Source organism: Mycobacterium sp. P4_H6 (genome assembly GCF_056400845.1).
Genome location: NZ_JBFUKN010000051.1, coordinates 16,848 through 43,628 on the forward strand (window position 1 = coordinate 16,848; position 26,781 = coordinate 43,628).

The 26,781-nt window shown below is 66.3% G+C and carries 26 protein-coding genes; 16 read left to right on the forward strand and 10 right to left on the reverse strand.

Going from position 1 to position 26,781, the window contains the following annotated elements:
* Positions 1–28: 28 nt before the first annotated feature.
* Positions 29–1,066 (reverse strand): aldo/keto reductase, encoded by a 1,038-nt coding sequence (locus AC1DTF_RS20280; RefSeq protein ID WP_477475360.1) that lies wholly within the window; start codon positions 1,064–1,066, stop codon positions 29–31.
* Between the two features lie 89 nt (positions 1,067–1,155).
* Here AC1DTF_RS20280 and AC1DTF_RS20285 point away from each other — a divergent pair, with 89 nt between their 5' ends.
* Both AC1DTF_RS20285 and AC1DTF_RS20290 read left to right on the forward strand, forming a co-directional pair.
* Entirely contained in the window at positions 1,156–1,743 is a 588-nt protein-coding gene (locus AC1DTF_RS20285) for a TetR/AcrR family transcriptional regulator (protein ID WP_057171044.1), read from the forward strand.
* Positions 1,744–1,808: 65 nt separating this feature from the next.
* The gene (locus tag AC1DTF_RS20290) at positions 1,809–2,798 is read left to right on the forward strand and encodes a DEDDh family exonuclease (protein WP_057171043.1); all 990 of its coding nucleotides are present in this window, start codon (positions 1,809–1,811) and stop codon (positions 2,796–2,798) included.
* Here the strand turns inward: AC1DTF_RS20290 and AC1DTF_RS20295 are convergent.
* A complete protein-coding gene (locus AC1DTF_RS20295; protein WP_057171042.1) occupies positions 2,785–3,645 on the reverse strand; it encodes a helix-turn-helix transcriptional regulator in 861 nt (286 codons plus the stop codon). The genes AC1DTF_RS20290 and AC1DTF_RS20295 overlap by 14 nt on opposite strands.
* A gap of 73 nt (positions 3,646–3,718) precedes the next feature.
* On the opposite strand from AC1DTF_RS20295, the gene AC1DTF_RS20300 reads away from it, so the two are divergent.
* The gene (locus AC1DTF_RS20300; protein WP_082614575.1) at positions 3,719–4,414 is read left to right on the forward strand and encodes a class I SAM-dependent methyltransferase; all 696 of its coding nucleotides are present in this window, start codon (positions 3,719–3,721) and stop codon (positions 4,412–4,414) included.
* Here AC1DTF_RS20300 and leuA read toward each other — a convergent pair.
* A complete protein-coding gene (gene leuA, locus AC1DTF_RS20305) occupies positions 4,300–6,105 on the reverse strand; it encodes a 2-isopropylmalate synthase (RefSeq protein ID WP_057171041.1) in 1,806 nt (601 codons plus the stop codon). The genes AC1DTF_RS20300 and leuA overlap by 115 nt on opposite strands.
* Positions 6,106–6,336: 231 nt before the next feature.
* Between leuA and AC1DTF_RS20310 the strand changes: the two genes are divergently transcribed.
* The 6 genes from AC1DTF_RS20310 (at position 6,337) to AC1DTF_RS20335 (ending at position 12,607) form a co-directional block, all read left to right on the forward strand.
* The gene (locus AC1DTF_RS20310; protein WP_477475361.1) at positions 6,337–7,155 is read left to right on the forward strand and encodes a WXG100 family type VII secretion target; all 819 of its coding nucleotides are present in this window, start codon (positions 6,337–6,339) and stop codon (positions 7,153–7,155) included.
* A complete protein-coding gene (locus tag AC1DTF_RS20315) occupies positions 7,155–7,445 on the forward strand; it encodes a WXG100 family type VII secretion target (protein WP_477475362.1) in 291 nt (96 codons plus the stop codon). Before AC1DTF_RS20310 ends, AC1DTF_RS20315 begins: the two co-directional genes overlap by 1 nt.
* Before the next feature lie 4 nt (positions 7,446–7,449).
* A complete protein-coding gene (locus AC1DTF_RS20320) occupies positions 7,450–10,248 on the forward strand; it encodes a glycohydrolase toxin TNT-related protein (protein ID WP_477475363.1) in 2,799 nt (932 codons plus the stop codon).
* The gene (locus tag AC1DTF_RS20325; RefSeq protein WP_477475364.1) at positions 10,245–10,769 is read left to right on the forward strand and encodes an Imm61 family immunity protein; all 525 of its coding nucleotides are present in this window, start codon (positions 10,245–10,247) and stop codon (positions 10,767–10,769) included. Before AC1DTF_RS20320 ends, AC1DTF_RS20325 begins: the two co-directional genes overlap by 4 nt.
* A gap of 67 nt (positions 10,770–10,836) precedes the next feature.
* Entirely contained in the window at positions 10,837–11,400 is a 564-nt protein-coding gene (locus AC1DTF_RS20330; protein WP_477475365.1) for an Imm61 family immunity protein, read from the forward strand.
* A 349-nt stretch (positions 11,401–11,749) separates the two neighbouring features.
* Positions 11,750–12,607, forward strand: coding sequence for a hypothetical protein (locus AC1DTF_RS20335; RefSeq protein WP_477475366.1), 858 nt, complete (start codon positions 11,750–11,752; stop codon positions 12,605–12,607).
* Between the two features lie 142 nt (positions 12,608–12,749).
* On the opposite strand, the gene AC1DTF_RS20340 is transcribed toward AC1DTF_RS20335, so the two are convergent.
* The 7 genes from AC1DTF_RS20340 to AC1DTF_RS20370 form a co-directional block, all read right to left on the reverse strand.
* Positions 12,750–13,397: a helix-turn-helix domain-containing protein gene (locus tag AC1DTF_RS20340; RefSeq protein WP_057171035.1), complete on the reverse strand. Its 648-nt coding sequence runs from the start codon at positions 13,395–13,397 to the stop codon at positions 12,750–12,752.
* Positions 13,398–13,414: 17 nt separating this feature from the next.
* Positions 13,415–14,611: an NAD(P)/FAD-dependent oxidoreductase gene (locus tag AC1DTF_RS20345; RefSeq protein ID WP_057171034.1), complete on the reverse strand. Its 1,197-nt coding sequence runs from the start codon at positions 14,609–14,611 to the stop codon at positions 13,415–13,417.
* The gene (locus AC1DTF_RS20350; RefSeq protein ID WP_057171033.1) at positions 14,608–15,939 is read right to left on the reverse strand and encodes an FMN-binding glutamate synthase family protein; all 1,332 of its coding nucleotides are present in this window, start codon (positions 15,937–15,939) and stop codon (positions 14,608–14,610) included. The genes AC1DTF_RS20345 and AC1DTF_RS20350 overlap by 4 nt, the downstream gene beginning before the upstream one ends.
* A complete protein-coding gene (locus AC1DTF_RS20355; RefSeq protein WP_477475367.1) occupies positions 15,940–16,623 on the reverse strand; it encodes a protein glxC in 684 nt (227 codons plus the stop codon).
* Positions 16,611–17,480, reverse strand: coding sequence for a class II glutamine amidotransferase domain-containing protein (locus AC1DTF_RS20360; RefSeq protein WP_057171031.1), 870 nt, complete (start codon positions 17,478–17,480; stop codon positions 16,611–16,613). Before AC1DTF_RS20360 ends, AC1DTF_RS20355 begins: the two co-directional genes overlap by 13 nt.
* 11 nt (positions 17,481–17,491) lie before the next feature.
* Positions 17,492–18,796: a type III glutamate--ammonia ligase gene (gene glnT, locus AC1DTF_RS20365; protein ID WP_477475368.1), complete on the reverse strand. Its 1,305-nt coding sequence runs from the start codon at positions 18,794–18,796 to the stop codon at positions 17,492–17,494.
* A gap of 127 nt (positions 18,797–18,923) precedes the next feature.
* Positions 18,924–20,177, reverse strand: a complete 1,254-nt coding sequence (locus AC1DTF_RS20370) for an ammonium transporter (RefSeq protein ID WP_057171212.1) — start codon at positions 20,175–20,177, stop codon at positions 18,924–18,926.
* Between the two features lie 215 nt (positions 20,178–20,392).
* On the opposite strand from AC1DTF_RS20370, the gene AC1DTF_RS20375 reads away from it, so the two are divergent.
* The 7 genes from AC1DTF_RS20375 to egtA form a co-directional block, all read left to right on the forward strand.
* Complete coding sequence (locus AC1DTF_RS20375; protein ID WP_057171028.1) at positions 20,393–21,658, forward strand: aspartate kinase; 1,266 nt, start codon at positions 20,393–20,395, stop codon at positions 21,656–21,658.
* On the forward strand, positions 21,658–22,692 hold the full coding sequence (locus AC1DTF_RS20380) for an aspartate-semialdehyde dehydrogenase (protein ID WP_477475369.1): 1,035 nt from the start codon (positions 21,658–21,660) through the stop codon (positions 22,690–22,692). Before AC1DTF_RS20375 ends, AC1DTF_RS20380 begins: the two co-directional genes overlap by 1 nt.
* 112 nt (positions 22,693–22,804) lie before the next feature.
* Positions 22,805–23,818, forward strand: a complete 1,014-nt coding sequence (locus AC1DTF_RS20385; protein WP_477475370.1) for a DUF4185 domain-containing protein — start codon at positions 22,805–22,807, stop codon at positions 23,816–23,818.
* A gap of 52 nt (positions 23,819–23,870) precedes the next feature.
* Positions 23,871–24,320 carry a hypothetical protein gene (locus AC1DTF_RS20390; protein WP_477475371.1) on the forward strand — a complete coding sequence of 150 codons (450 nt, stop codon included), beginning with the start codon at positions 23,871–23,873 and terminating at the stop codon, positions 24,318–24,320.
* A gap of 85 nt (positions 24,321–24,405) precedes the next feature.
* Complete coding sequence (locus AC1DTF_RS20395) at positions 24,406–24,936, forward strand: hypothetical protein (protein WP_477475372.1); 531 nt, start codon at positions 24,406–24,408, stop codon at positions 24,934–24,936.
* A gap of 36 nt (positions 24,937–24,972) precedes the next feature.
* Positions 24,973–25,611 (forward strand): sensor domain-containing protein, encoded by a 639-nt coding sequence (locus AC1DTF_RS20400; protein ID WP_477475373.1) that lies wholly within the window; start codon positions 24,973–24,975, stop codon positions 25,609–25,611.
* Between the two features lie 94 nt (positions 25,612–25,705).
* On the forward strand, positions 25,706–26,781 hold a 1,076-nt coding region (egtA, locus tag AC1DTF_RS20405), incomplete at its 3' end, for an ergothioneine biosynthesis glutamate--cysteine ligase EgtA (RefSeq protein WP_477475374.1).

The following is a 26,781-nucleotide window of genomic DNA, read 5'->3' on the forward strand; positions in this document are numbered from 1 at the left end:
GCCGGGTCCGCCACCGCGTCGAGCTTGCTCAGGCGTACAGCGGCGGGTTCAGCTGCGCGAACCCGGCCTGGCGTACGTAGGGGAAGTGCGGATAGGGCGGCACCGGGGCGCTGACGGCATCGAGCCTGGCCACCTGCTCCTCGCTCAAAGACCAGCCCACGGCACCCAGGTTGTCGCTCAGCTGAGCGGGGTTGCGGGCGCCGACAATCACCGACGCGACGGTCTGCCTGCGCAGCAACCAGTTGAGGGCGATCTGCGGAATCGATCGGCCGGTCTCCTCGGCGATGACTGCGAGCTCGTCGACGACGGCGAAGAGCACATCGTCGTCGACCGGCGGTCCGGCGGCCGCGGTCGCATGCAGTCGGCTCACGGCCGGCAGTTCGGTGCCGCGCCTGATCCGCCCCGTCAGCCGCCCCCAACCCAGCGGGCTCCACACGATCGCGCCGACGCCCTGGTCGAGGCCGAGCGGCATGAGGTCCCACTCGTAGTCCCGGCCGATCAGCGAGTAGTACACCTGATGTGCCACGAACCGCACGCGCCCGAAGGCGTCGGCGGCCGACAGGGATTTCATCAGCTGCCACCCCGCGAAGTTGGATACTCCGGTGTAGCGGATCTTGCCCTGTGTCACAAGGGTATCGAGTGTCTGCGCTACTTCCCCGATCGGCGTCGCGCGGTCGTAGGCGTGCAGCTGGAACAGGTCGATGCGATCGGTGCGCAATCGGCGCAGCGCCTTCTCGACGGCGGTGATGAGGCGCCGCCGCGAGGTGCCCGCGTCGTCCGGGCCCGCCCCGGTGGGGAGCGCCGCCTTCGTCGAGATGAGTACAGAATCGCGGCGCCCCTCCAAGGCGGCCCCGAGTACCGACTCGGAGGCACCGTCGGAATAGACGTCGGCCGTGTCGAACAGGGTCACCCCGGCGTCCAGGCACATGTCCACCATGGTGCGGGCCTCCTGCAGGTCGGTACCGGCCCAGGCGCCGAAGAACTCGCCGCTCGCGCCGAAGGTGGCAGCGCCGAAAGCCAACTCGGATACGACCAGACCTGATGCACCGACGTTCCGGTATTCCATATCCACTCCTTAAGGGGACGATGTTCCTGTTAAGGAACGCTAGCATCAGATGGGCTTTAAAGACACTCCCGTCCCGTTAAGATCGAGGAGTGACGACGCGGCCCGGCGGGCGGACAGCAGCGGTACGCGCGGCCGTGCTGACCGCTGCCGCAGATCTACTCATCGAGTCGGGCCTGGTGGCACTGGAGTTGACCGCGGTGGCCGAGCGGGCGGGCGTGGGTAAGTCCACCGTGTACCGGCGCTGGGGGACAGTGAGCGCCATCGTCGACGATCTGCTCGTGGACATGGCCGAAACCTCGCAGCGCCGCCCCGACACGGGAAGTCTCCAAGAGGATCTGCTGAGCGTGGCCAGGCTCATCCAACGGACCCTGGCCGACCGTCGACAGGGCAGCCTGTTCAAGGCGATCCTTGCGGCCGGGACCTGCGATGTCCGCACTGCGGAGGCGCTGGCGGGGTTCTATCGGATCCGCGTCGAGGAGATGGCACCGATCGTCACGGATGCCGTCACTCGCGGCCAGGCGCCGGCGGGAACCGACCCTGCCGAGGTGATCCGGCAGTTGTCCGCGCCCTTGTACTACCGCCTACTGACCGATACGGCACCACTGCGCCGGGCCGATGCCGATCGCGCAGCCGCTGCCACGCTGGCTGCGGTGGCGGCCGGCGTCTTCACCCGGTGAAATTCGGCGGCCGACACGCGCCGCTGCGATCCGGTGTTGTCAGACCACCGTGCCATCCTCGGGTTATGAGCCAGTGCTGGGGCCGACCGGCGGCCGACGCGGGCGCCGGGTGGGCCGTCGTGGATGTGGAGACGACCGGGTTCCGGCCGGGCCAGGCTCGTGTCGTCAGCGTTGCCGCACTGGCTGTCGGTGACGACGGCAGCGTCGAGCACAGCGTCTCCTCCCTGCTGAACCCCGGCGTCGACCCCGGCCCCACCCATGTGCACGGCCTGACCGCCGAGATGCTGGAGGGCCAGCCCACGTTCGGCGATATCGCAGCGCAGCTCATGGAGGTGCTGCACGGCCGGACGCTGGTCGCGCACAATGTCGCGTTCGACTACGCGTTCCTGGCCGCCGAGGCCGAACTCGTCGGCGCCCAACTGCCGGTCGACACCGTCATGTGCACGGTCGAACTGGCCCGCAGGCTCAATCTGGGTACCGAGAACCTGCGTCTGGAGACGTTGGCCCGGCACTGGGGGGCCACCCAGCTGCGCCCACACGATGCGCTCGACGATGCCCTGGTGCTCGCACAGATCCTCAAGCCCGCGCTGGTGCAGGCGCGGGAGCGCAAATCGTGGCTGCCGATCCGCTCGGTGAGCCGCCGGATCTGGCCCAACGGTCAGATCACCCACGACGAGCTGCGTCCGCTGAAGGTGCTGGCGGCACGGATGCCCTGCGACCACCTGAACCCGGGGCTCTACGTCGCCGGACGCCCCCTGGTACAGGGCATGCGCATCGCGCTCTCGGCGGAGATGACGCACACCCACGAAGAGGTCATCGAGCGGATCATCGATGCCGGCCTGGCCTATGCGGAGAACGTCGATCAGCAGACCTCCCTGGTGGTGTGCAATGACCCCGCACCAGAACAGGGCAAGGGCTATCAGGCGGTCGAGCAGGGCATCCCGCTGATGGGCGATGCCGAGTTCATGGCGCTCATCGGGCAGGCCGTCGGTGGCACCGATGTCGAGGAGTTCACCGACACCACCGGGGACGGCGACCAGTTCACACTGTTCTGACGCCGGCCCGCCAACGGCGCGGCGTCACACCATGTTCCCTGCCGAACAGTCGCGCGAAGTACCCGGGGTCGGGGACCCCGACGCGGCGCGCGACCTCTGAGATCGGCAGGTCCGTCTCGGCGAGCAGCACCCGCGCCTCGGACATCCTGCGGTCGAGGATCCAGTCCCCGACCGTGCGCCCGGTGCGTCGGCGCACCACGGTGGTCAGGTGGCCGGGAGTGAGGCCGAGTTCATCGGCCACCTCGCGCAGCGACAGTGGTTCGGCGAGACGACGCTCGATCACAGCAAGGACCTCAGCGACCACCGACGTGCCGCGCACAGCCAGATCGTCGACGACGTCGTCGGCGAGGCGRGCCAGGTCAATCAGCAGCAGGGTCAGATGTGCCAGTGCCGCCTGGCGGTAGCCGTCCCGGCGGGTGCCGAGTTCGGTGCTGATCGACTCGATGGCATTGTCCCAGAACGGTCTTCGGTCGACAGGCACCTGCAGTTCGAGCATGCCGCCGCGGTGCTCATGCTGGAACGGGAACAACAGCGGGTGGGCTCGCCAGGTCGGCCAGGGTGAGCGGGCGCCGGCACCGAGTGCGGCGGGGTCGAAGAAGACCCCGGTCGCGTCGGACCGGGAGCCCACCCGGGTGGGGTCGACCGCTTCGCCGGCGGCCGCGACGAACACGGTGCCGCAAGCCGGGAAGTAGGTCAGTGCTGGGAAGTCGTGGATATGCGGCCGGGACTCGGGCAGTTCTCCGGCCCGCAGACGGATCAGCGATACCGGTGGCGTGTCGAGTCCGACGGCGTAGGCGTAGACCGGTACGCCGTCGCGGTGGCGGGCGAGTCGGGCCGGTGCTGCCATCTACCAAAGATAGTCCTAGTTGCGCCGAAGATCGGTCAACACATCTGCCGTCGCTGGTTAGACGATGGTAGGCATGACGAAAGATCATCCACATTTCATCACCGCGCGGATGGGCAACACGCACGATTACCTTCCCGCCACCGGCAACGACCTGCTGCTGCCCCTCTACGACCTGATGACCCGGGTGTTCGGTATGTCGCCGGGCTATGACACGCTGGCCGGGCAGGCCGAACTGTTCGGTGAGGTGAAGGTCCTCGAAATCGGCTGTGGTACCGGCAACCTCACCACGAGGATCATGCGGCTGCAGCCCACCGCGCACGTGACCGCCACCGACCCGGACCCCCGGGCGCTGGCGCGGGGCCGGCGAAAGATCGCTCGAACCGCCGACGTTCGTTTCGAGCAGGTCTACGCGCAACGGCTGCCCTACGCCGACGAATCGTTCGATCGGGTCCTGAGCTCGATGATGCTGCATCACCTCGACCGCGACGTGAAGGCCGAGGCACTGCGCGAGGCTTACCGGGTGCTCCGTCCGGGCGGCAGCATGCACATCGTTGACGTGCACGATGACGGTCTACCGGAACTGTTGTGCAGCATCGGTTTCGAGGTGGCCGAACTCGGCACCCGGCAGCTTCGGTTCGCGGGGAAGGCGGGCTTCTACCGCGCCGCGCGGTTCACTGCGGAGACCACAGCGCGCAGCGAGGCGGTGGTGATGGACGTGGCGATACCGACACCCCACACCGTCTTGCCGCCGATGGAGGCCTCGACGTAAGCCGCGGCCTGCGCCTCCTCGCCGGCCGACAGTGCGTGCTCGGAGTAGTCCAGCACGTTCACCTGGAAGCCGACCGCGCCGATCGCGTCCACGAACGCGGCCAGCGGACCGTTACCGGCACCGACGATCTCGCGTTCCTCACCGTTGACCTTCACCACTGCGGTGATGGTGTCGGTGCCGCCGTCTTCCTCGGCCGCATCGACCTTCTGCCGAATCCGCTCCAGCGGAACGATCGGCTTCAGGTACTCCTCGGAGAAGACGTCCCAGATCTCCTTGGGCGACACTTCGCCGCCCTCGCCGTCGGTGATCTGCTGGATGGCCTGGCTGAACTCGATCTGCAGCCGCCGCGGCAGCGCCAGACCGTGATCGGCCTTGATGATGTAGGCGACCCCGCCCTTGCCGGACTGCGAGTTCACCCGGATGACGGCCTCATAGGTGCGCCCGACATCCTTGGGGTCGATCGGCAGGTAGGGCACCTGCCACAGGATGTCGTCAACGTCGGAATCCGCTTCGTCGGCAGCGACTTTCATCGCATCCAGGCCCTTGTTGATGGCGTCCTGGTGGCTGCCGGAGAACGCGGTGTACACCAGATCGCCACCGTAGGGGTGGCGTTCGTGCACGGGCAGCTGGTTGCAGTACTCGACGGTTCGGCGGATCTCGTCGATGTTGGAGAAGTCGATCTGCGGGTCGACGCCACGGCTGAACAGGTTCAGGCCCAGCGTCACCAGACAGACATTGCCGGTGCGCTCACCGTTGCCGAATAGGCAGCCCTCGATGCGGTCCGCCCCGGCCTGATAGCCCAATTCGGCTGCAGCGACGGCAGTTCCACGGTCATTGTGCGGGTGCAGGCTCAAGATGATGCTGTCCCGCGGTGCCAGATGCCGGTTCATCCATTCGATGGAATCGGCGTACACGTTCGGGGTGGCCATCTCGACGGTGGCCGGCAGGTTGACGATCAGCGGTACGTCGGGAGTCGGCTGCACGATCTCGGCAACGGCATTGCAGACGTCCACCGCGTATTCCAGCTCGGTACCCGTGTAGGACTCCGGGCTGTACTCGTAGCGCCACTTGGTGTCCGGGTACTTCTTGGCTTCCTCGACGCACATGGTGGCGCCATCGGTCGCGATCTTCTTCACCGCTTCGCGATCGGCGCGGAAGACCACCCGGCGCTGCAGGATGGAGGTCGAGTTGTAGAAGTGCACGATCGCCTGGGGTGCGCCCGCGCACGCCTCGAAGGTCTTCGCGATCAGCTCGGGTCGGCACTGGGTCAGCACCTGGATGGTCACGTCGTCGGGGATGGCGCCCTGCTCGATGATCTCGCGGACAAAGTCGAAATCGGTCTGGCTGGCCGACGGGAAGCCGACCTCGATTTCCTTATAGCCCATCCGGACCAGCAGGTCGAACATGCGGCGCTTGCGCGCGGGGCTCATCGGGTCGATCAGGGCCTGGTTGCCGTCGCGCAGGTCCACCGCGCACCACTGCGGGGCGGTGTCGATGACCTTGTCGGGCCAGGTGCGATCGGTCAGGGTGACGTTCTCGACCTCTTCGGCGAAGGTGCGGTACCGATTCACCGGCATCGAGGATGCGCGCTGGGTGTTCCACGAGGGCTGGCCGGGGTTGCGGGGTCCGGCCGGGGTGCTGATCGCGCGGACGGAGGAGAAGGCGTCAGATGAGATATCTGGGGTGGTCATGATGTTGGCTCCGGGTCTATTGGGGGATTCAGACCGGCGCATCGCGAATACCCGCGACGGGAGGCCAGTCTGGATCAGACCCCGTCGCGGCGTCCGAGAAGGAGCACCCGCTGCACGCAGGCAACTGTACTCCGGGTGGGTTCAAGGCCAAAACGGCCGCCCAGAATTGGTGCAAGTCGGGGTCCCGAACCCGGCTTAGGGTGCTAGAGAAGCTACGAATTCGGGGGTCGGATGGGCGAGTCGGTCGAGGTTGTCACCTCGGAGCTGCACCTGGCAGCGGACCGTTTGCGGGGCGCGGGACAGCGTCTGCAGGATGGGCYTTCGTCGGTCGACCTGGAGACCAGCAACCTGCTCGCGTCCGGCTGGAAGGGCGAGGCGGCGACGGCCTTCGACAAGTACTGGGAGCAGTGGCACAACGGCGCGGGCCAGGTGGTGCGGGCACTGCAGACCATGTCGGATGCCCTGCAAGCGGCGGCCCAGAACTACGAGACAGCCGATGAGCAGGCCGGCGGCGCGCTCGGGTCGACCATGCAGGGCGGTGGCGGCTCCGGATCGGGCACGGGTGGGGGAAGTGGTAGCCCGTCCGGCGGCGGCGCCCCGGCAGGAGCAACCGCTCCCGCCGCGGGGGATTCCGGTGCCGAGCAGAACGCCGCCGGCGGTCAGACCGGCGGTTCGACCGGCTCACCGTCCGGTCTGGCGGATCAGATGAATCTGGGCCAGGCGATGGCACCGATGTCGCAGGCGGCCGGTATCCCCGCGCAGTTCGCCGGTCAGATCGCCGGCGGGTTGATGCAGGCCGGGACGATGGCGGCCGGGGCCGCCCAGCAAGCGGTGCAGCTGGCCACCCAGGTGGCGCAACAGGCCGAAGCGGCCGCCGCGGAGGCCGAGCAGGCACAGGAAGCTCAGGAGACCGAGTCCGCGGCGGAGCCCGCTGAGGCACCCGCAGGTGCGGAAGGCGGCGAGGCGCCGGCGGGCCCGGCGCCGGTCGAGACACTCCGCGAGGGTGCCGGGACGTYCGGGCCGGAGGCAACACCAGGTAGGAGCCTCTGATGACGAAGCTGGTGGTGGATTTTCCGCAGCTGCAGGGTGCCATCGATCACATGGCGCAGTTCGGCCGCGAGGTGGACGAGGTGCTGGAGGAGATCGATCGGGCGATGGCCGCTCTGCGTGCCAACTGGGAGGGTCAGGCGTCCGAAACTCAGCAGCAGTCCCAGCAGCAGTGGGAGGACGGCGCCGAGCAGATGAGGACGTCGTTGGAGGCGCTGCGCAAGGTCGCCGAAAACGCGCACAAGAACTACACCGACGCCGTGGACAAGAACGAGAAGATGTGGGCGGGCTGATCGCGTGCGGATTGAAGTAGAACCGCAGGCGCTCATCGATGCGGGGAAACAGGTCGGCTCTCTTGGCGCCCAACTCGGTGCGCTGTCGGACGCCATGGGGCAGACACTGTCTGACGGCATCGCGTCCGGCACGGATCCGGCGGGCCTGAACTTCGGGATCTCCTACGGCCGCCAGGCCGACGAATTCGGGAAGCAACTGGCGCAGCTGGCCAACGCCTTCAAGAGCGTCGGCCTGCTGCTGGAGGCGACGGGCTTCAACTACAAGAATGCCGACGCCGCATCGACCGCCGGTGGGTCGGGACCGTCGAGCAGTGTCAGCGGTGAGCAGGCGGAGACCACGGCGGGCGATGCGCCCTACGCACCCAACGGAAGCATCGTTCCTCCGCCGTCGAAATGGTGGATGATCCAGCCGTTCCTGAACATGATTCCACTGTTCGGGGCCGCAATGACATGGCCCACCGGCAACGCCTCGATGATGAATCTGACTGCGGCGCAATGGGCCAACATCGGTCGGGGTCTGAAAGTGTTCGAGCCCGCACTGGCCGGGGCCGCCGCCGCTGCAGGGGCTCAGAACATCCCCGAGGTCGAGCAGATCAACAAGGCCCTCAAGGATCTGGGTGACGGCGCGACCAAGCTGGCCAGCTTCGGCGACCAGATGGCCACCACCATAAGCGATTTCGCCAAGGGCGTACAGGAGACCCAGGACTCCATCCGCGACCTGCTGGACCGGCTTTCGCTCGACGGCCTCTGGGACACCGTGACCGGGTTACTCAGCGGCGACGGTGACAAGGTCCTGCGCGAGATCGCCGAAGACGTCGGCAATGTGCTGGAGAACTTCCAGAATCAGGTTCAGGGTGTCCTCGGGTTGCTCTCCGAGCTACAGACCTTGCTGGGCGAGGCAGCCGACTCTTTCCAGAAGTGGATAAGACCCGTCCTGGTGGGGGCTTTCGGCGACGATGTCGGCAACGCGCTGGCCGACGCCGTCAAGATCTCCACCGACCTGCAGGCGGGCCTAGGGATCGCGGTGATCGGCCTCGTTTCGGGCACCGTGGCCCTCGCCGATCCCGACACCTGGAAGGGCCTGGCGGACACCGCGATCATGATCGCCAAGGATCCGACGATGATCGACGACGTCCTTCTTCAGTCCGGCAGCGAGTTCATCGCCTGGGATGAGATCACCGGCGACAATCCGGCACGCGGCGTCGGTGAGGCTCTCGGCAACATCGGATCGCTGTTCATTCCCGGGGGTGCGCTGGCCAAGGGCGGTTCGGTCGCGAAGGGACTGGCCGCAACCCGTCGTCTGCTCGACGGTGGGGGACTGGAGGGGCTCGGCCGTCTGCCGGGACTGGGTGGCAACCGGGTGCCGGATGCACCCGAACTTCCCGATGCGCCTGCCGCGCCCAACATCCCGGAGTTCACCCCGCCGCCCGGAATTCCAGGCTCGGTGCTGGGACCGAACAGCCCAGGCGGTGGTCCGTCGAGCCCCACCCCGACATCGCCGACCTCGCCGGTGTCCGGCTCCGGTGGCGGCCCTGCGCCGACCGGGCCGTCAACCAACGGTTCGGGACCGAGCCAGTCCGGAGGCGGTGCTGGGCCGGGTAGTTCGTCGTCGAACGGTGCCGCGCCGACGGGAGGCTCGCCGAGTCCGAGCGGCAGCAGCGGGGGTCCGTCGTCCAACGGTCCTGTCCCGACGGGTGGTTCGCCCAGTTCGAGCGGTGGTGACGGCCCCAGCAAGCCGTCGGGCGGCGCGCCGTTGTCCCCGTCGATGAGCTCGCCTGGTGATTCTTCCGGTTCGAGTGGGCCGAGCCAGTCGCCTTCGGGGGCTGGTCCCGCGGGCGGCGGGGATGGTCCGGGTGGCGGGTCTTCCGCGAGCGGTGGTGGGTCGGGCGGACCGTCACCCGACGATCGGGCATCGAGTCCGACAGGTGGATCGTCCAACACTGACAGTTCACCGCACCACACCAGCGGTGACGGATCGCTGTCCGAACCTGATCTGAAGCAGAGCGATCCCGCGAACGAAGCGCCTACTGGACATCCGCCGAATGATGGCGGCGGACAATCGAAGGATGACGGAGGTAACTCTGGGACCTCTGACTCTTCCGGTGTAAGTGGCGCGGCACCAGAGGCGGCGGCATCGGATGGAGACGTCGGCGGCCATTCGAACCCGCTCCATTCCGATGCGCTACGTGGCGACGGGTGGCATCGTCTAGACAACGACGAGATCGACGTTGACTATGGGCGCCACCCGTTGGATGAGCATTGGACCTATGGCGACTACCCGGACGTCATCGCGCCGGAGGTCCGGGGTCTGATCTCTGATCCCGATGCGCCGTGGGGCCGAGATGATGACGGAAGCCCGCTTTCACAGGATCAATACGAGTCCGTCTATAACAAGAGTGGACCTAATGGCGATCATTGGCAGAACTGGCCGCCGAATGCAGGCGCGGTTCCAGAGACCAGGCTGGTGTACGACAGATTGGATGCGTTTATCCGTGACTTCGGCACGCCGGACGGCRACCTGGAGGTCGACCGGATCGGAAAGTTTGAAGGCGACTATCTAGCCGTCATGCCAGACGGGATTCCTGCAACATTTGAGCAAAGGTCTCTGCCCATCTACAGCTTGACGCAGCCTTATCACCAGTTCGGCATGTCTGGCGACCTGCCCGATGGATGGACGGTTGAAGTGTCAGAAGTGGCGCCGGCGTTTGGTCGCGACGGCGGAGGCACGCAGGTTCGTATTCTCGACGCTGACGGCAACGCGGTACTGATACCGCGTCTGAAGGGACTAGGGATTCTGCAATGACACCTCCTCAATTGTCATCCGAAATCACCGCATGGGCACAGCGTGCGGGGTACCACTCCACCGACGATGCCGACGCGCTGGTTCTGTACTCAGAAGGTGGCGAGAATCGCTATTACGTCCGAGAGCGGCAGGACGGCTGGTGGGAACTCAGCTTTGCGAGCCGCGGCGAGGATGAGCGCTTCATGCTCCGCGCCTCTTCAAGAGAAGTTCTGGAGCATCACTTGGTAGAGGTGTTCGGTGTGACAATTCGCGATGAAGCGGCGCTGCCCTTCCTGCGGTTGCMCTACAAATCGTCGGACTTGGCTACTGGCTATCACCTCGACGAGATGTCCGATGGTTTTCGGACGCTGAGCCGAGACGGCGAAGGTCCTGTAGCGATGGCGCGAGACAAGACATTGAGCATGCTGGTTCTTGTTCCATTGTCGCATTACCTACAGCTCACAATCGTTGAACTGGAGCAGGCCTTCCTTGATGAAGAAGGATCGCCGTTGTTGAGTGAAGGGCAGTACAGGACTCATTGAGATAGTCCGAGTTCGCTTGTCGGTGCCGGGTTGTAGCGAACTGAGCGAAAAGTATAGGGATACGCCGATGACTGTCGTTGTAGAGGTGTCTGATGACTTGGYGGACTGGGCAACTCGGGCTGGCTACGAGGTCAATCAGGGATCGCAGCCCCCTCTGCGTGACAATGTGGACGACGATGGAAGAACCGTTATCTGGGCTAGCCACGGCGAGATCCGTTACTTCGTCGGCGGCCATGCAAGCGGGTGGTTCTGCGTGACATCTTCCGAGCGGATGTCCGACGAGACACTCGAGTTTGCCGCTGAGTCCATGCACTTGATCGAACTGTACTTCTACGGAAAGTTCGGCTTGTCCCTGCGAAGTTCACTCAAATTGCCGGTTTTGAAATATCCGCGTTCGGCCGATGACGCGGTCGGCGGATACAGCCTGGGGACCGCGACGTTTGATGAACGAGAAAACCTGGCGCTAGTCGATGCCAAGGGCTCGGCAATTGCACTGACCACGTCTGGCCGGATAGCCGGTACAGCGGAGTTGGTTTGTCTCTCTTACTATCTCGCATCGACCGTTGAGGCAGTCAAGTCCTCGTATCTGAACCCGTCTGGGCAACCGTTGTTCACGGTCAGAGAGAATTAGGGCGTGGGCTTGTGCCCGCTCGCCTGGAGTGAGCATGCGGGCCTCCACCAAAACGATGAAGTCCAAATGGCTGAATAGAGATGTTCGTGGACCTGAATGAACTGGCCAAAGCGCTGGACGCCATTGCGATTGCTGGCGACGTGTTGGCGCTAGGCGGGCACGCGGAATTTTGCTGGTGTATAGAGCAAGCCGATGATGGCAGGTGGGAGACCTACTGGTACGAGCGAGGTTCGAAAAACAACCTTGCCTGCCTGGAGACTGAATCCGACGCGTGCTTCCATCTACTTGGTCGGTTGACTTACAGCCAACTCTTGTCTGGGACATTATCCGTCGACTCGGGACGGTAACAGTGACTTCAGGATTCGAGGGCGAAGTGCACCGTAAAATTGGCGCGACGTTGGCCAAGTTCAACCTCGTGTTTGATGGTGTCTTCGACGGAGTTGATGAAGGGGGCCGTCATCTCGCAATCTGCTATTTCCGGGGATTGAACTGCAAGCTCCAGATCTATATGTGGGAGGCCGCGGGCGAAATCGGCTGCATGATCGGTCCGGCTGAGGCGCCGAATGAATTCGGACTGCTCGGCGATTCGGAGAAGTGGAGTGCGCTGACCAGATTCGCTACGCCGCGTCCGGCCTTGCCGTGCGACGGCCCAGTCTCCTTCGTTCCGACCGGGCCGGAGAGCTATGCAAAGCCGTTAGGCCGGGTCAGATCTTGTATCGACGCCTACTACGACGAAGCTTGCATGGGAGTCCTCGCCGTGTACGGTCCGGAACCGGCCAAAGTGGACGACTTCATTGAGGTGCCGTCAACCGGGGCGGTCGCGGTCTACCGAGCGAAGCGGTATCCAATCGCATTCAGCAGCGATGACTGGGTGGCGCTACAAGCCGATCCCGAAGTCGAGATACCTGACGTTCTTCAGCGAGGGGCCTCCGGTCGACGAGAAACTCGGACGTACAAGACATGGGCCAAAGTCCCGAGAACGTCCGTCGACGAAATAGTCCATATGCGGGTGACCGGAGTAGTCGCTGGACACTCTGTTTCAATCCAGTCGCAACGTTCCGATGGGCAGGTCAGTGTCGATTTCGTGGGCGCCCCTAACGTGGCCAAACAACTCGGTCTGAAAGGTGATCAACACATGTGCTGGACCGGATTGTTCGCTCCAGAGGACTTCGAAGACATTGTCGTTGAGGAGGTGCGACGCGAATGAACCGAGACGTCTCTTGACGCTCGTGCTGTTGATCCGAAACGAACTAACGGCCTATCCACCCGACGTCCTGCCGACGCCGCGAACGCGGTCACCGACTGATCCAGCAGCCCGGATGAAACCGCGGCACACCCGGGTGACTGACCTACACCTGCGAGTCCGGGAACGCGATCACCGACAGGAACCGGATGGGCAGCTCGACCAGGTCCACCGGCCCGTGCGCGCCCTCCCCGTCGATCTGTAACGAGTCGCCGGCATGCAGGGTGTACACCGACCGGCTGTGGCTGTAGTCCATCACCCCTTCGAGCATATAGATGAACTCGGTGCCGGGATGCTGGAACAAGGGGTAGGTCTGGCTCTTCTCGGTGAGCGTGACGTGCAGGCACTCGAGGCGCTTGTGCTCCCCGCGCAATGAGCTCAGCAGTTGGTACTCGTGGCCCTGCTTGGTGCCGTTGCGCACGATCTCCGCGCCGGTGCCGGCCTTGACGAAGGCGGCCGGGCGTTCCACGTCCGCACCCCGGAACAGGCTGGTCACGGGCACGTCCAGGCCGCGGGCCAGCAGCGCCAGGGTGGACAGGCTGCACGAGGTCTGCGCGTTCTCGATCTTGGACATCATCGCCTTCGAGATGCCGACCCGGGCCGCCATTTCCGCGACCGTCAGCCCGTGCTGCTGGCGCAGTTGGCGCACATTGCGGCCGATCGCCGCCTCGAACTCCAGTTCCTCGACCGGCTCGTGCGGATCCCGCTCGCGAGCCGTTCCGGACTGGTTGCGCAGCAGCGGAACGTCACTCACGGCCGGCCCCCTGTCGTCTAACGCATCTCCCCGGCACCCACGTATGGATACGGGCTCTTGAGCAGTGTGCCATCGGCGAACCGCGAGAGCGCAAAGTCGGTCTCCGGAATGCGCGGGTCGGCGCTGCGACCGTCGGTCACCAGGTCGGCGACCAGCCGCCCGACCGCGGGGGCGATCTTGAAGCCGTGCCCGCTGAACCCGGCCGCCACGATCAACCCGTCCAGCCCGCCCGCGGAGATCACCGGGTTCCAGTCCGGGGTGACGTCGTAGCAGCCGGCGTAGCTGCCGGTGATCCTCGCGTCGGCTAGGCCGGGGAAGCGCGTGCCGACCTTGTCGACCGTCATCTCCACGAAGCCGTCGGTGGCGCGGTTCAGGTAATCGTCCGGGTCGGCCTCCTCGCAGTGCGCGAGGTCGCTGTTGCCGAACAGGATCTCCCCGCCCAGCTCCGGCCGCACGTACTGCAGCGAGACCAGATCGGAGAACACCGGCACCGGACCGAGATCCAGGCCGGGGGAGATGGTGACGATCTGCTCGCGCACCACCCGAATCGGTACGTCGACGCCGTAGCGGGCCAGAAATGGTTGCGTCCAGGCCCCGGTGGCGACCACAACGGTGTCTGCCGAGACCTCCGTGCCGTCGTCCAGCCGGATCCCCGTCACGCGGTCGCCGTCGATGAGCAGGTCGGTGACGTTGGCGCCCTGCCGGATTCGCACGCCGGCGGCCCGCGCCGACACCGCGAAGGCCTGCGCGGTCTGGTAGGCATCCCCGTATCCGCCACGTGCCTCCCACCCGAACGCCGCGAACGGGCTCAGATCGGCGGTCGGCCACAGCTTGGCGACTTCGTCGACACCGATCTCCTCGGTCTGTACCCCGACGGCGCGTTGTGCGGCAAGGCTCTTGCGCATGGCCTCGACATTGGGTGCGCCGACGCCGACGACGTAGCCGGTCTGGCGGAATCCGATGTCGGTGGCGTGATCGCCCATGAACTGCTGGGGTTTCTCGAACACCTCCAGGCTGGACGCCGCCATCGCGGCCAGCGAGCTGACCCCGTAGTGGCAGCGCACGATGCCGCTGGACTTGCCGGTCATGCCGGAACCGACGGTATTGCGTTCGGCGACAAAGACATCGGTGACGCCACGCTGGCTCAGTGCCCAGGCCGCCGCGGCGCCTTCCAGACCGCCACCGACGATGACGACGTCCGCGGTCTCGTTCACAACCCGGCCCCGGGGATCCAGTTCGTACCGGCCAGCGGCACCCGGGCCATGGCGGCCGCTTCGATGGTGACCGCGACCAGGTCCTCGGGCTCCAGGTGGGTGACGTGGGCCTTGCCGCAGGCTCGGGCGATGGTCTGGGCTTCCATGGTGAGCACGCGTAGGTAGTTGGCCAGCCGTCGGCCACCCTCGATCGGGTCGAAGCGGGCCGCAAGTTCCGGGTCCTGGGTGCTGATCCCGGCCGGGTCGCGGCCGTCCTGGAAGTCGTCGTAGAAACCGGCTGCGCTGCCCAACTTTTCGTACTCGGCGGCGTAGCGGGGGTGATTGTCGCCGAGGGCGATCAGCGCCGCGGTACCGATCGCGACGGCGTCGGCGCCGAGCGCCAGTGCCTTGGCCACATCGGCACCGTTGCGGATACCGCCGCTGACGATCAACTGAACTTTGCGGTGGACATCCAGTTCCTGCAGCGCCTGGACCGCCTGCGGCACCGCGGCCAAGGTGGGGATGCCGACATGCTCGATGAAGACGTCCTGGGTGGCGGCGGTGCCGCCCTGCATGCCATCGACCACCACGACGTCGGCCCCGGCGTGCACCGCCAGCTTCACGTCGTAATAGGTGCGCGTGGCGCCGACCTTGACATAGATCGGCTTTTCCCAGTCGGTGATCTCACGCAACTCGTTGATCTTGATGGTGAGGTCATCGGGCCCGGTCCAGTCCGGATGGCGGCAGGCGCTGCGCTGATCGATGCCCTCGGGCAGGGTACGCATCCCGGCGACACGCGGAGAGATCTTCTGCCCCAGCAGCATTCCGCCGCCGCCGGGTTTGGCGCCCTGGCCGAGCACGATCTCGATGGCGTCCGCCTTGCGCAGATCATCGGGGTTCATCCCATATCGCGACGGAAGGTATTGGTAGACCAGGTTTTTACTCTGGCCGCGTTCCTCGGGGGTCATACCGCCGTCCCCGGTGGTGGTCGAGGTTCCCGCCTCGCTCGCGCCGCGACCGAGGGCCTCCTTGGCCGGCCCGGACAGCGCGCCGAAGCTCATTCCGGCGATGGTGACCGGGATGTCGAGGTGCAGAGGATGTTTGGCGTGCCGATCCCCAAGCACCACATCGGTGCCGCACCGCTCGCGGTAACCCTCCAGCGGGTACCGAGACATCGACGCACCCAGGAACAGCAGGTCGTCGAAGTGCGGAAGCGGCCGCTTGGCGCCCCAGCCGCGGATGTCATAGATACCCGTCTCGGCGGCACGCTGGATCGCGGCGATGGTGGGCCGGTCGAAGGTGGCGGACTCGCGCAGACCCCGGCGGGCCCGATCGTCGGTGGAAGTCATCTAGTAGCTCGCAGAGTTGTCGACGTGGAAGTGGTAGAGGTTGCGGGCCGAGCCGTACCGGGTGTACTCCGAGGTCTCATCGGTGAACCCCGCCGCGGCAAGAAGTTCGGCCAGTTCGGCATGATGCTCGGGCCGCATGTCCTTTTTGACGCAGTCCGCGCCCAGCGAGGCGACCGMGCCGCGCACGWAGAKGCGCGCCTCGTAGATCGAGTCGCCCAGTGCCTCACCGGCGTTGCCGCGCACCACCAGTCGCCCGGCCTGAGCCATGAAGGCGCTCATGTGGCCGATGTCGCCGCCCACCACGATGTCGACGCCCTTCATCGAGATCCCGCAGCGCGCGGCCGCGTCTCCCTCGATGACCAACAGGCCGCCGTGGGCGGTGGCGCCCGCGGACTGCGAGGCGTTCCCGTTGACCCGCACGCTGCCGCTCATCATGTTCTCGGCGACGCCGGTGCCGGCGTTGCCGTTGATGAGGATCTCCGCCTGCTGGTTCATCCCAGCCGCGTAGTAGCCGACATGACCGTTGACGGTGACATGCACCGGCGCGTTCACGCCGACCGCGACGTTGTGCGCGCCGTCGGGATGGTCGATGACGAACTCGCCCTTGACTCCGGGCTTGTGCAGCGCGGTGTTCACCTCGCGCAACGGCGTTGTGCGCAAGTCGTATCGCACTAGCGTGTCCATGCGTACACCACCTCCGGCTCGGGTTCCCAGATCTTGGCCGACTCGACGCCGGGCAGCTCGGAGAGCGCGCGGTACTCGCTGGCCATGGCCACCCATTCGGTGGTCTCGGCGATGACGGCGGGCTTGCAGGCGATGGCGTCACGGACCACGGCGAACGAATCGTGATTGGAGACCAGCAGGGTGTAGAAACCGTCGAACGTGGCGCACAACTCTTTCAACGCGGTCTCGACATCACGGCCGGCGGCCAGCTGCTGCGCGACGAACCGCGCACCCACCTCGGTGTCGTTCTCACTGTCGAAGACCACACCCGCACGGCGCAGGTCACGGCGGATGGTGGCATGGTTGGCGAAGGATCCGTTGTGCACCAGGCACTGTTGCGGCCCGACGGTGTAGGGGTGGCAGCCCGACGGTGTCACCGCCGATTCCGTGGCCATGCGGGTGTGCCCGACGCCCTGCCAACCTTGGGCCTTGGACAGGCCCCACGCGTCGGTCAACGCGCGTGGATGTCCGACACCTTTGAGCACAGCAAGGTCGGCGCCGAAGCCGGCGATCAGTGCCTCGGGATAGGACTGCCGTACCCGTTCCAGCAGCTCCTCGGAGGAGCTGCCGGCCGACAGCAGATAGGTCGAATCCACCTGCACCACCTCGACGTCGGGTCCGAGGTCGGGTGCGACGGCGACATCGGTCACCGACACGCAGCCCCGCCCCGGCGGCGACCACAGCGGGTCGCCGTACACCGCGACACCGGCCGAATCAGCACCCCGGTCCGACATTTCACCGAGCATGCCGCTGAGCAGTTCTCCCAGTCGGGGATAAAGCTCAGGTGTGCGCAGGTGCAAACCCACGATCCCGCACATAGCGTTCCTTTCTAGAAGGCTGTCAGGTACTGGTCGACCTCCCACGGCGTGACGGTGCCGTGGTAGGTGAAGAACTCCTCGCGTTTGATGCCGGCGAAATACGTGGCCACCCCGTCGCCGGCGGCGTCGAGCACTCCGGTCATCACCGGGTCGGCGTCCAACTCGTCGATCGCGTGCAGCAGTGTGGGCGGCAGGTTCGCGGGGCCCTGGGCGCCGACGGCACCGGGGTCGAGACTGCGTTTGATGCCGTCCAGCCCGGCACCCAAGGCGGCGGCGATGGCCAGATAGGGGTTGGCGGAACCGTCCCCGCCGCGCAGTTCGACGCGCTGGTTGTCGGGAACCCGGATGTAGTGGGTGCGATCGTTGCCGCCGTAGCTGGGTTTGCGGGGCGCCCACGATGCGCCCGAAGTCGTACTGGTGGCTCCGGTTCGCTTGTAGGAGTTCACCGTTGGGGCGATGACGGACTGCAACGCGCAGGCGTGATCGAGAATCCCGGCGATGAAGGCATAGGCGGTGTCGGACAGCCCCAGGCCGCGCTCATCGGTGTCGGTGGGGAACACCGGATTGCCCGCGCTGGTCAGCGAGAGGTGGAAGTGCAGGCCGCTGCCGGTGCGGTCGGCGAACGGCTTGGGCATGAAGGTGGCCACCATGTCGCGTTCGGCGGCGATCATGGACAGCAGGTATCGCAGCGTGATCACCCGGTCGGCGGTCACCAGTGCCTCGGCGAACTGGAAGTTCTGCTCGAACTGCCCGTTGCCGTCCTCATGGTCATTGGCGTAGTTGGACCAGCCCAACGAATTCATCGCGGTCGAGATCGCGGTGAGGTGCTCATACATCCGGGTGACGCCGCGGGCGTCATAACAGGGCTGGGCGGCGGTGTCGGCTGCATCGGCGGTGACCAGAGCGCCATCGGCGTTGCGGCGCAACAGAAAGTACTCCACCTCGGCCCCGACCCATGGCTCGAAGCCGGCGTCGGCAGCCTRCTGCACGAGATTCTTCAGGATGATCCGTGGCGCGTACGGCCACGGCTTGCCCTCCACGTGCGGGTCACAGTGCACCAGCGCCAGACCCTCTTTGATGAACGGGATGGGGGTGAACGAGGCCGGGTCCGGTACGGCGATCAGGTCGGGATCCTTGGGCTCCTGGCCCATGGCGCCGACTGCATAGCCGGCGAAACCGACGCCTTCGGTGGCCAGCTGTTCGACGGCTTCGACGGGAACCAGCTTGGCGCAAGGCTTTCCGCGTAGGTCGACGAAGAGGGCGAGGATGAACCGGGTGCCGGACTGCTCGGCGAGGGTGGCGAGATCGGTGGTCATGGTTACCAGAACTTTCGTCATCTTGTTATGACTCGTCTCTTTGTAAGAAACAGAGTATCACGGTATGAAACTCACGCAAGCCGAGGAAACCCCGGCGACCCAAGGCCACCGGGGAATCATCGGTAGATCAGGAGAATTCGAGCTCGTATGCCGAATCACGGTGGAACTTGGCGTCGATGCCCTTCTCCTCCTCATCCGGGGAGATGCGGATGCCCATCGTCTTCTTGATGGCGAAAGCGATCGCGAAGGCGATGACGAACGAGTACGCCATCACCGCACCGGCCGCGACCGCCTGGCGCCACAGCAGATCGATGCCGCCGCCGTAGAGGAGGCCGTTCACGCCGTTGGGCATGCCCTCGCTGGCGAAGAAACCGATCAGCAGGGTGCCGACGACACCGCCGACGAGGTGCACGCCGACCACGTCCAGCGAATCGTCATAACCGAACTTGTCCTTGACTCCGACCGCGTACACGCAGATGGCGCCGGCGATACCACCGACGAAGATGGCGCCGATCGGCGTGACCGCACCGCAGGCCGGGGTGATGGCGACCAGGCCGGTGATCGCGCCGGATGCCGCGCCCACGCCGGTGACGTGACCGGTCTTGATCTTCTCGACAGCCAGCCAGGCCAGCACCGCCGCACAGGTCGCCACGAAGGTGGTGACCATGACGATCGCCGCCGAATTGCCCGCCGCCAGTGCCGATCCACCGTTGAAGGCGTACCAACCGGCCCAGAGCATGCCCGCGCCCAGCAGCGTCAGCGGCACATTGTGCGGCTTGCGCAGCTGTCCGAACATCGCGGACTTGCCGAGCACGATGGCCACCGCGAGGGCGGCGGCACCGGCGTTGATGTGCACCGCGGTGCCACCGGCGAAGTCGACCGCGCCCAGAGTGTTGGCGATCCAGCCGCCCACCGAGTTCTCGGTGACAACGCCGTCGAAGGCGAACACCCAGTGCGCGACCGGGAAGTAGACGAGCACTGCCCAGACGGCCGCGAAGACCATCCATGCGCCGAATTTCATCCGGTCGGCGACCGCGCCGGAGATCAGGGCGACGGTGATCACCGCGAACAGGGCCTGGAACAGTGCGAACAGGCTGATCGGCAGCCCGTCGATGGTCGTCATCGGTTCGAGCAGATCCGTCATGCCTGCGAATTCGGTGATGTCGCCGACGAAGCCGCCCATCGAGGTGCCGAACACCATCGAGAAGCCGAAGAGCACCCAGAGCAGTCCGACGATCGCGACCGCTCCGAACGTCATCATCATCATGTTGGTCGAACTCTTGACCGAGACCATGCCGCCGTAGAAGAGCGCCAGCCCGGGAATCATCAGCGTGAGGCCGATGATGCAACAGAGTATGAAGGCCGTGGTTCCTGTATCCATCAACATCTCCTACAGATGCGCGGCCCGAGCGGGCCGACCACTGGAAGTAACCTCCGCGTCTGTTACCTGGATGGCATCAGCGCGTTGCGGATGGGTAAACGGTTTCTGGGACGTTTCTGCATGTGACGGGGCCGTCATCGCGGTGGAGGGGTAAATGAGGATGCGCGCACCCTTTATCCTTGTCAGGACATCCCCGGCTGGTTGAGAGGTTCACAGTGGCGCTCGTCGTGCAGAAATACGGCGGATCATCGGTGGCGGACGCCGATCGGATCCGGCGCGTCGCCGAGCGAATCGTGGAGACCAAGAAGGCCGGCAACGACGTCGTCGTGGTCGTCTCGGCGATGGGCGACACCACCGACAACCTGCTCGATCTCGCTCGCCAGGTCTCCCCGGCACCACCCGCCCGCGAGATGGACATGCTGCTCACCTCGGGTGAGCGCATCTCCAATGCGCTCGTGGCGATGGCCATCGAGTCGTTGGGCGCGCACGCGCGGTCCTTCACCGGTTCCCAGGCCGGCGTGATCACCACCGGCACCCACGGCAACGCCAAGATCATCGACGTCACCCCCACCCGGCTGCGCGAGGCGCTGGACGAGGGTCTGATCGTGCTGGTCGCCGGGTTCCAAGGCGTCAGCCAGGACAGCAAGGACGTGACCACGCTGGGCCGCGGCGGCTCGGACACCACGGCGGTCGCATTGGCCGCCGCGCTGGACGCCGACGTCTGCGAGATCTACACCGACGTGGACGGCATCTTCACCGCCGACCCGCGCATCGTCCCCAACGCCAGGCACCTCGACAGCGTTTCCTTCGAGGAGATGCTGGAGATGGCGGCATGCGGCGCCAAGGTGCTGATGCTGCGCTGCGTGGAATACGCCCGTCGCTACAACGTTCCGATACACGTCCGCTCGTCGTACTCGGATAAGCCAGGCACCATCGTCAAAGGATCGATCGAGGACATCCCCATGGAAGACGCAATCCTGACCGGAGTCGCGCACGACCGCAGCGAGGCGAAGGTCACCGTTGTCGGTGTGCCCGACGTACCCGGATACGCCGCCAAGGTGTTCCGTGCGATCGCCGATGCCGACGTGAACATCGACATGGTGTTGCAGAACATCAGCAAGATCGAGGACGGCAAGACCGACATCACGTTCACCTGCTCGCGGGAGAACGGCCCGTCCGCGGTGCAGAAGCTGGCCTCGCTGCAGGGCGAGATCGGTTTCACCCAGGTGCTTTACGACGATCACATCGGCAAGGTGTCGCTGGTCGGTGCCGGGATGCGCAGCCACCCGGGCGTCACCGCCACGTTCTGCGAGACGCTGGCCGAAGCGGGTATCAACATCGACCTGATCTCGACCTCCGAGATCCGGATCTCGGTGCTGATCAAGGACACTGAGCTCGACACCGCCGTCGCCGTGCTGCATGAGGCCTTCGGTCTCGGTGGCGACGAGGAAGCAATCGTCTACGCGGGAACGGGAATCTAATGGTTTCGATCGGTGTGGTCGGCGCGACCGGTCAGGTCGGCCAGGTGATGCGCGCACTGCTCGAAGAGCGCAACTTCCCGGCGAGTTCGGTGCGGTTCTTCGCCTCCGCACGCTCCGAGGGTAAGAAGCTGACCTTCCGGGGCCAGGAGGTCGAGGTCGAGAACAGCGAGACCGCCGACCCGTCCGGGCTGGACATCGCGCTGTTCTCCGCCGGCGCGACCATGTCGCGGGTGCAGGCACCACGATTCGCCGCGGCAGGCGCCGTCGTCGTCGACAACTCCTCGGCGTGGCGTAAAGACCCCGAGGTCCCGCTGATCGTCAGCGAGGTCAACTTCGCGCGCGATGCGGCCAATCGCCCGAAGGGCATCATCGCCAACCCGAACTGCACCACCATGGCCGCAATGCCGGTGCTCAAGCCGCTGCACGACGAGGCGGGCCTGACCCGGCTCATCGTGTCGAGCTACCAGGCGGTCTCGGGCAGCGGGCTGGCCGGCGTCGAGGAACTCGCCTCACAGGCGCGTGCCGTGATCGACGGGGTCGAGCAGCTGGTGCACGACGGCTCGGCGCTGAACTACCCGGCACCGGTCAAGTACGTCGCGCCGATCGCCTTCAACGTGGTGCCGCTGGCCGGTGCGCTCGTCGACGACGGCTCCGGAGAGACCGACGAAGACCAGAAGCTGCGCAACGAGAGCCGCAAGATCCTCGGCATCCCCGAGTTGCTGGTGTCGGGTACCTGCGTGCGGGTGCCGGTCTTCACCGGGCACTCGCTGTCCATCAACGCCGAGTTCGCGCAACCGCTTTCGGTGGCACGGGCCCAGGAGCTGCTGGCCGGCGCGCCGGGCGTGACGCTGGTGGACGTGCCGACGCCGCTGGCTGCCGCCGGTGCCGACGATTCGCTGGTCGGTCGGATCCGTCAGGATCCGGGTGCGCCGGAAGGTCGCGGCCTCGCCCTGTTCGTGTCCGGTGACAACCTGCGAAAAGGTGCCGCGCTGAACACCATTCAGATTGCCGAGTTGCTCGCCGCCCAGCTCTGACCGACGCCGAAACTGTATTCCAGAAGGAAAAGTGCGAGTAACCACCTTCCGGAACGCAGTTTCGGGGGCCGTGGTATCGGCATTGGTCCTTTCGGCACCCGCGCACGCGGATATGTTCCTGYACCCCGGCCAGGTCGTCATGCTCGGTCCGGTAGCCGGAACGGGCACTGCCACCGGCGATTACGGTATCGGTGCCACGGACCTGTGCGAGTTCATGGAGTTCCCGACCCGGCTGTTGCAGGTCTGCGGTGACAGTTTCGCGGGGCAGGGAGTCGGCTTCGGCGGCTGGTACTCGCCGATCGCGCTGCACGTGGACCCCGACTCGATCGACGCCCCAGCGGGTATCCGCATCACCGGCGTGACCGGCACCTCGACACGGCTGCTGGCCGACCCGACGCCCGTGGGTGCATCGCAGCTTCCCGCCGGGATCGTGTCGATCAACCGCGAGAACTACATGCTGGTCACCACGACGCAGAATCTCCGCCCGGCGACCTCGCGTCTGGTGAAAGCCGATGCCGCGAAGGACAACTGGCCGACGGTCGCGGGATCGGAGCGCCCGGCCGATTTCGCCGGAGGCGGGCAGTCCCAGATCAGCGGCTACTACGACCCCATCCCCACACCGGAATCCGAGCGTGGCTGGGTGTACATCGTGGCCGACAACTTCGACCGCAGCGCGCCGGCGACGCTGTATCGCGTTGCACCGCAGGATTTCACCGACCGGGCCGCCTGGCAAGGTTGGTCGTCGGTGCACGGATGGGGCGCGGAGCCGACCCCGCTGTGGCCGGACCGGGTGGGCGAGATGAGCGTGCGCCAGATCGACGGCAAGACGGTGCTGTCCTACTTCAACGCCGGCACCGGCAACATGGAGGTCCGGGTCGCTTCCGACCCGACCCAGCTCGGTGCCGCGCCGGTGACGACGGTCGTGGTCGGGTCGCCATGGCCGGATCGGCCCGAGGACCTGCCGGCACCGCAGGACAACCGGCTGGCTCAGCCGTACGGCGGCTACATCTCACCGGCCTCGACGCTGGACGACCTGCGGGTATTCGTCAGCCAGTGGAACACCACGCCCCGCGGTGGCACGCCCTACCGGGTGATCCAGTACGCGGTGCACCCGTTTCATAGCTGATTCACATGCTCTAACCAGCCGGCACATTGCCGCCCGTCGGCATCATGAATCCATGAGCGAAGAAGCCGACAACTCGACCAGCACCACGGCCCCCGTGGCAGCCGCTGCAGCACCCCCGCCGCCTGCACCACCGCCACCGGCGGTGGTGGTGCCCTCCGAGGAGCGACCCCGGCACAACCGTGTCACCCAGGTCGCCGCCTGGGTGGGCATCGTCGCGGGCGTCACCTTCGTCGTCGCGGTGATCTTCTTCTCCGGTTTCATCCTGGGTAAGCACTCCGACGGCGGCGGACATCATCGCGGCGGACCGGACCGCGAGTCCGGCATGTTCCACCGGGGCGGGCCGCCGATGGGGCCGCCGCACATCTTCTTCCCGGGCGGACCGGGCGGACCCGCTGGACCGGGAGCGCAAGGCGGCCCCGGCTTCGGTCCGGGCTTCCAGGGCCCGCAGCAGGGGCAGAGCCCCGGTCCCGGCAACGCACCGGCCACGCCACCGCGCCCCTAAAACACTAAGAGGACCCTCGCGGGCGCGTGAGGAATCATCCGTAACTCTTGGCACTCTGACCTCATTCGTGAGAGTGTCGCTAACCATGACACGCCGACCGCTGCGCATTGCCGCGTTTGTCGCCGTGCTCGTGGTATCGCTGGGCCTGTCCGGCTGCAGCCTGCGTGCAGACGATCCTGACGTGGCCGCCTCGACGATCTTCGCCGTCGGCGATTGCGTGGATATCGATGCGGGCGAGGCTCCGACGCCGGATCCGGTGCGCGCAAGTGAGGTGTCCTGCGCCCAGGACCCGAGCTACACCGTCGGCGCCACCACCAACGCCGCCGGCGAATGCCCGACCAACGAGTACCAGCACGTGCCGACCGACTACGCCGAACCGTCGACCGCCCGGCTGTGCCTGGTGCCCAACCTCGTCGCCAACCAGTGCTACCTGATGGAAATGCCGATCGGGCTGGTCGAGAAGGCCTCCTGCGATGACCGCGACGACGGTGTGCTGGTCCAGGTCACCCAGCGTCTCGACGTCCAGGACCAGTCCGCCTGCCCGGCGAACGCCGGTTCCTACGCATGGCCCTATCCCGCGCCGGCCCGGACGTACTGCACGCAGACACTCTTCTAGCTTTGGCAAGCCAGCCGGTTTTGGCATGATCGAGCCATGCGGCTGACTGCACTGGCCGCCGGGGTGGGAGTGGCGCTGGCCCTCGCAGCTCCGGCCTCGGCCCGACCGTCTGATCCCGGCGTCGTCAGTTACGCGGTCCTGCCGAAGGGTTCGGTCAGCAATATCGTGGGAGCGCCGCTGGCGTGGGAAGCCGAGCTCACCAACCCGGGCCAGACCTTCTACGTCGACAACCCGGCCTGCAACAACTGGGCCGATATCGGTCTCCCCGACGTGTACGCCGATCCGGACCTGGCGTCCTTCAACGGCGCCGTCGCGCAGACCTCTGCCACGGATTCGACGCGACTGGTCAAACAGGCGGTCGGCGTTTTCGCCACCAACGATGCGGCCACCCGCGCCTATCACCGCGTCACCGACCGCACCACCGGATGCGCCGAGCAGACCACCACGATGCATCTGGACAACCTGGTCAACCAGGTGTGGACCTTCTCCGGCGGCGCGGCGACCGCCACCGACGCGGTCTGGGTGAAACAGGAGGGCGGCACGGACCGCAGGTGTTTCACCCAGACCCGTTTGCGGGAAAACGTTCTGCTGCAGGCGAAAGTCTGCCAACCCGGCAACGGTGGGCCCGCGGTCAACGTGCTGGCCGGGGCYATGCAGAACACCCTCGGGCAATAAGGGCGAACAAAACCCTTGGGAATATGTCAGACCTGTCTGGAAGATTGAATAGCAAAAGCACGTAGCGTCCAGATCCGGGGGAGGAGTGGTTCGCATGACGACCGCTGCCGCGCGCGATATGGAGTGCGCCTCCGGTCAGGTGGCCGCCGCGATCGCGGCGAACTGCCTGCACGACGGTCCGGTCGGCAAGGTCGGCCTGGAGATCGAGGCGCACTGTTTCGACATCACCGATCCCCTGCGCCGCCCGGGCTGGGATGAGCTCAGCGGGGTCATCGCGACGGCACCCGCGCTGCCCGGCGGCAGCGCCATCACCGTCGAACCCGGTGGCGCGGTCGAACTGTCCGGCCCACCGGCCGGCAGTGTCGCCGACGCGATCGTCGGGATGATCGCCGACCGCACGGTGCTCAAAGAGCATTTCGCCGCACACGGCCTCGGCCTGGTGCTGCTCGGTGCCGACCCGCTGCGGCCCGCGCAGCGCATCAACCCCGGCGCGCGTTATCAGGCGATGGAGAGCTTCTTCACCGCGACGGGAACCGCCGAGGCCGGCGCAGCCATGATGACCTCGACCGCGTCGGTGCAGCTCAACATCGAGGCCGGCCCGCGGGCGGGCTGGGCGGACCGCGTCCGGCTGGCACACGCCCTGGGGCCGACCATGATCGCGTTGTCGGCCAACTCGCCGCTGCTGGGCGGGCACTTCACCGGATGGCGCAGCTCCCGACAACGCGTCTGGGGCCAGCTGGACTCGGCGCGGTGCGGCCCGGTGCTGGGCGACAACGGCGACGATCCGGCCGCCGACTGGGCCCATTACGCACTTCGGGCCCCGGTGATGCTGGTGCGCACACCGGACGCGGTGCCGATGACCGAGTTCGTCTCGTACGCCGACTGGGCTGACGGCCGGGTGCCACTGGACGACCGTGTTCCCGGTGAAGAGGACCTCGAATATCACCTGACCACGCTCTTCCCGCCGGTGCGGCCGCGCCGCTGGCTGGAGATCCGGTACCTGGACAGCGTGCCCGACGACATCTGGCCGGCCGTGGTGTTCACCTTGGCCACGTTGTTGGACAACCCGGCTGCCGCCGAGATCGCCACCAGTGCCACCGCACCGGTCTCCGGTGAATGGGACCTCGCGGCCCGGGCCGGGCTCGCGGACCCGGGCCTGCGGGCCGCGGC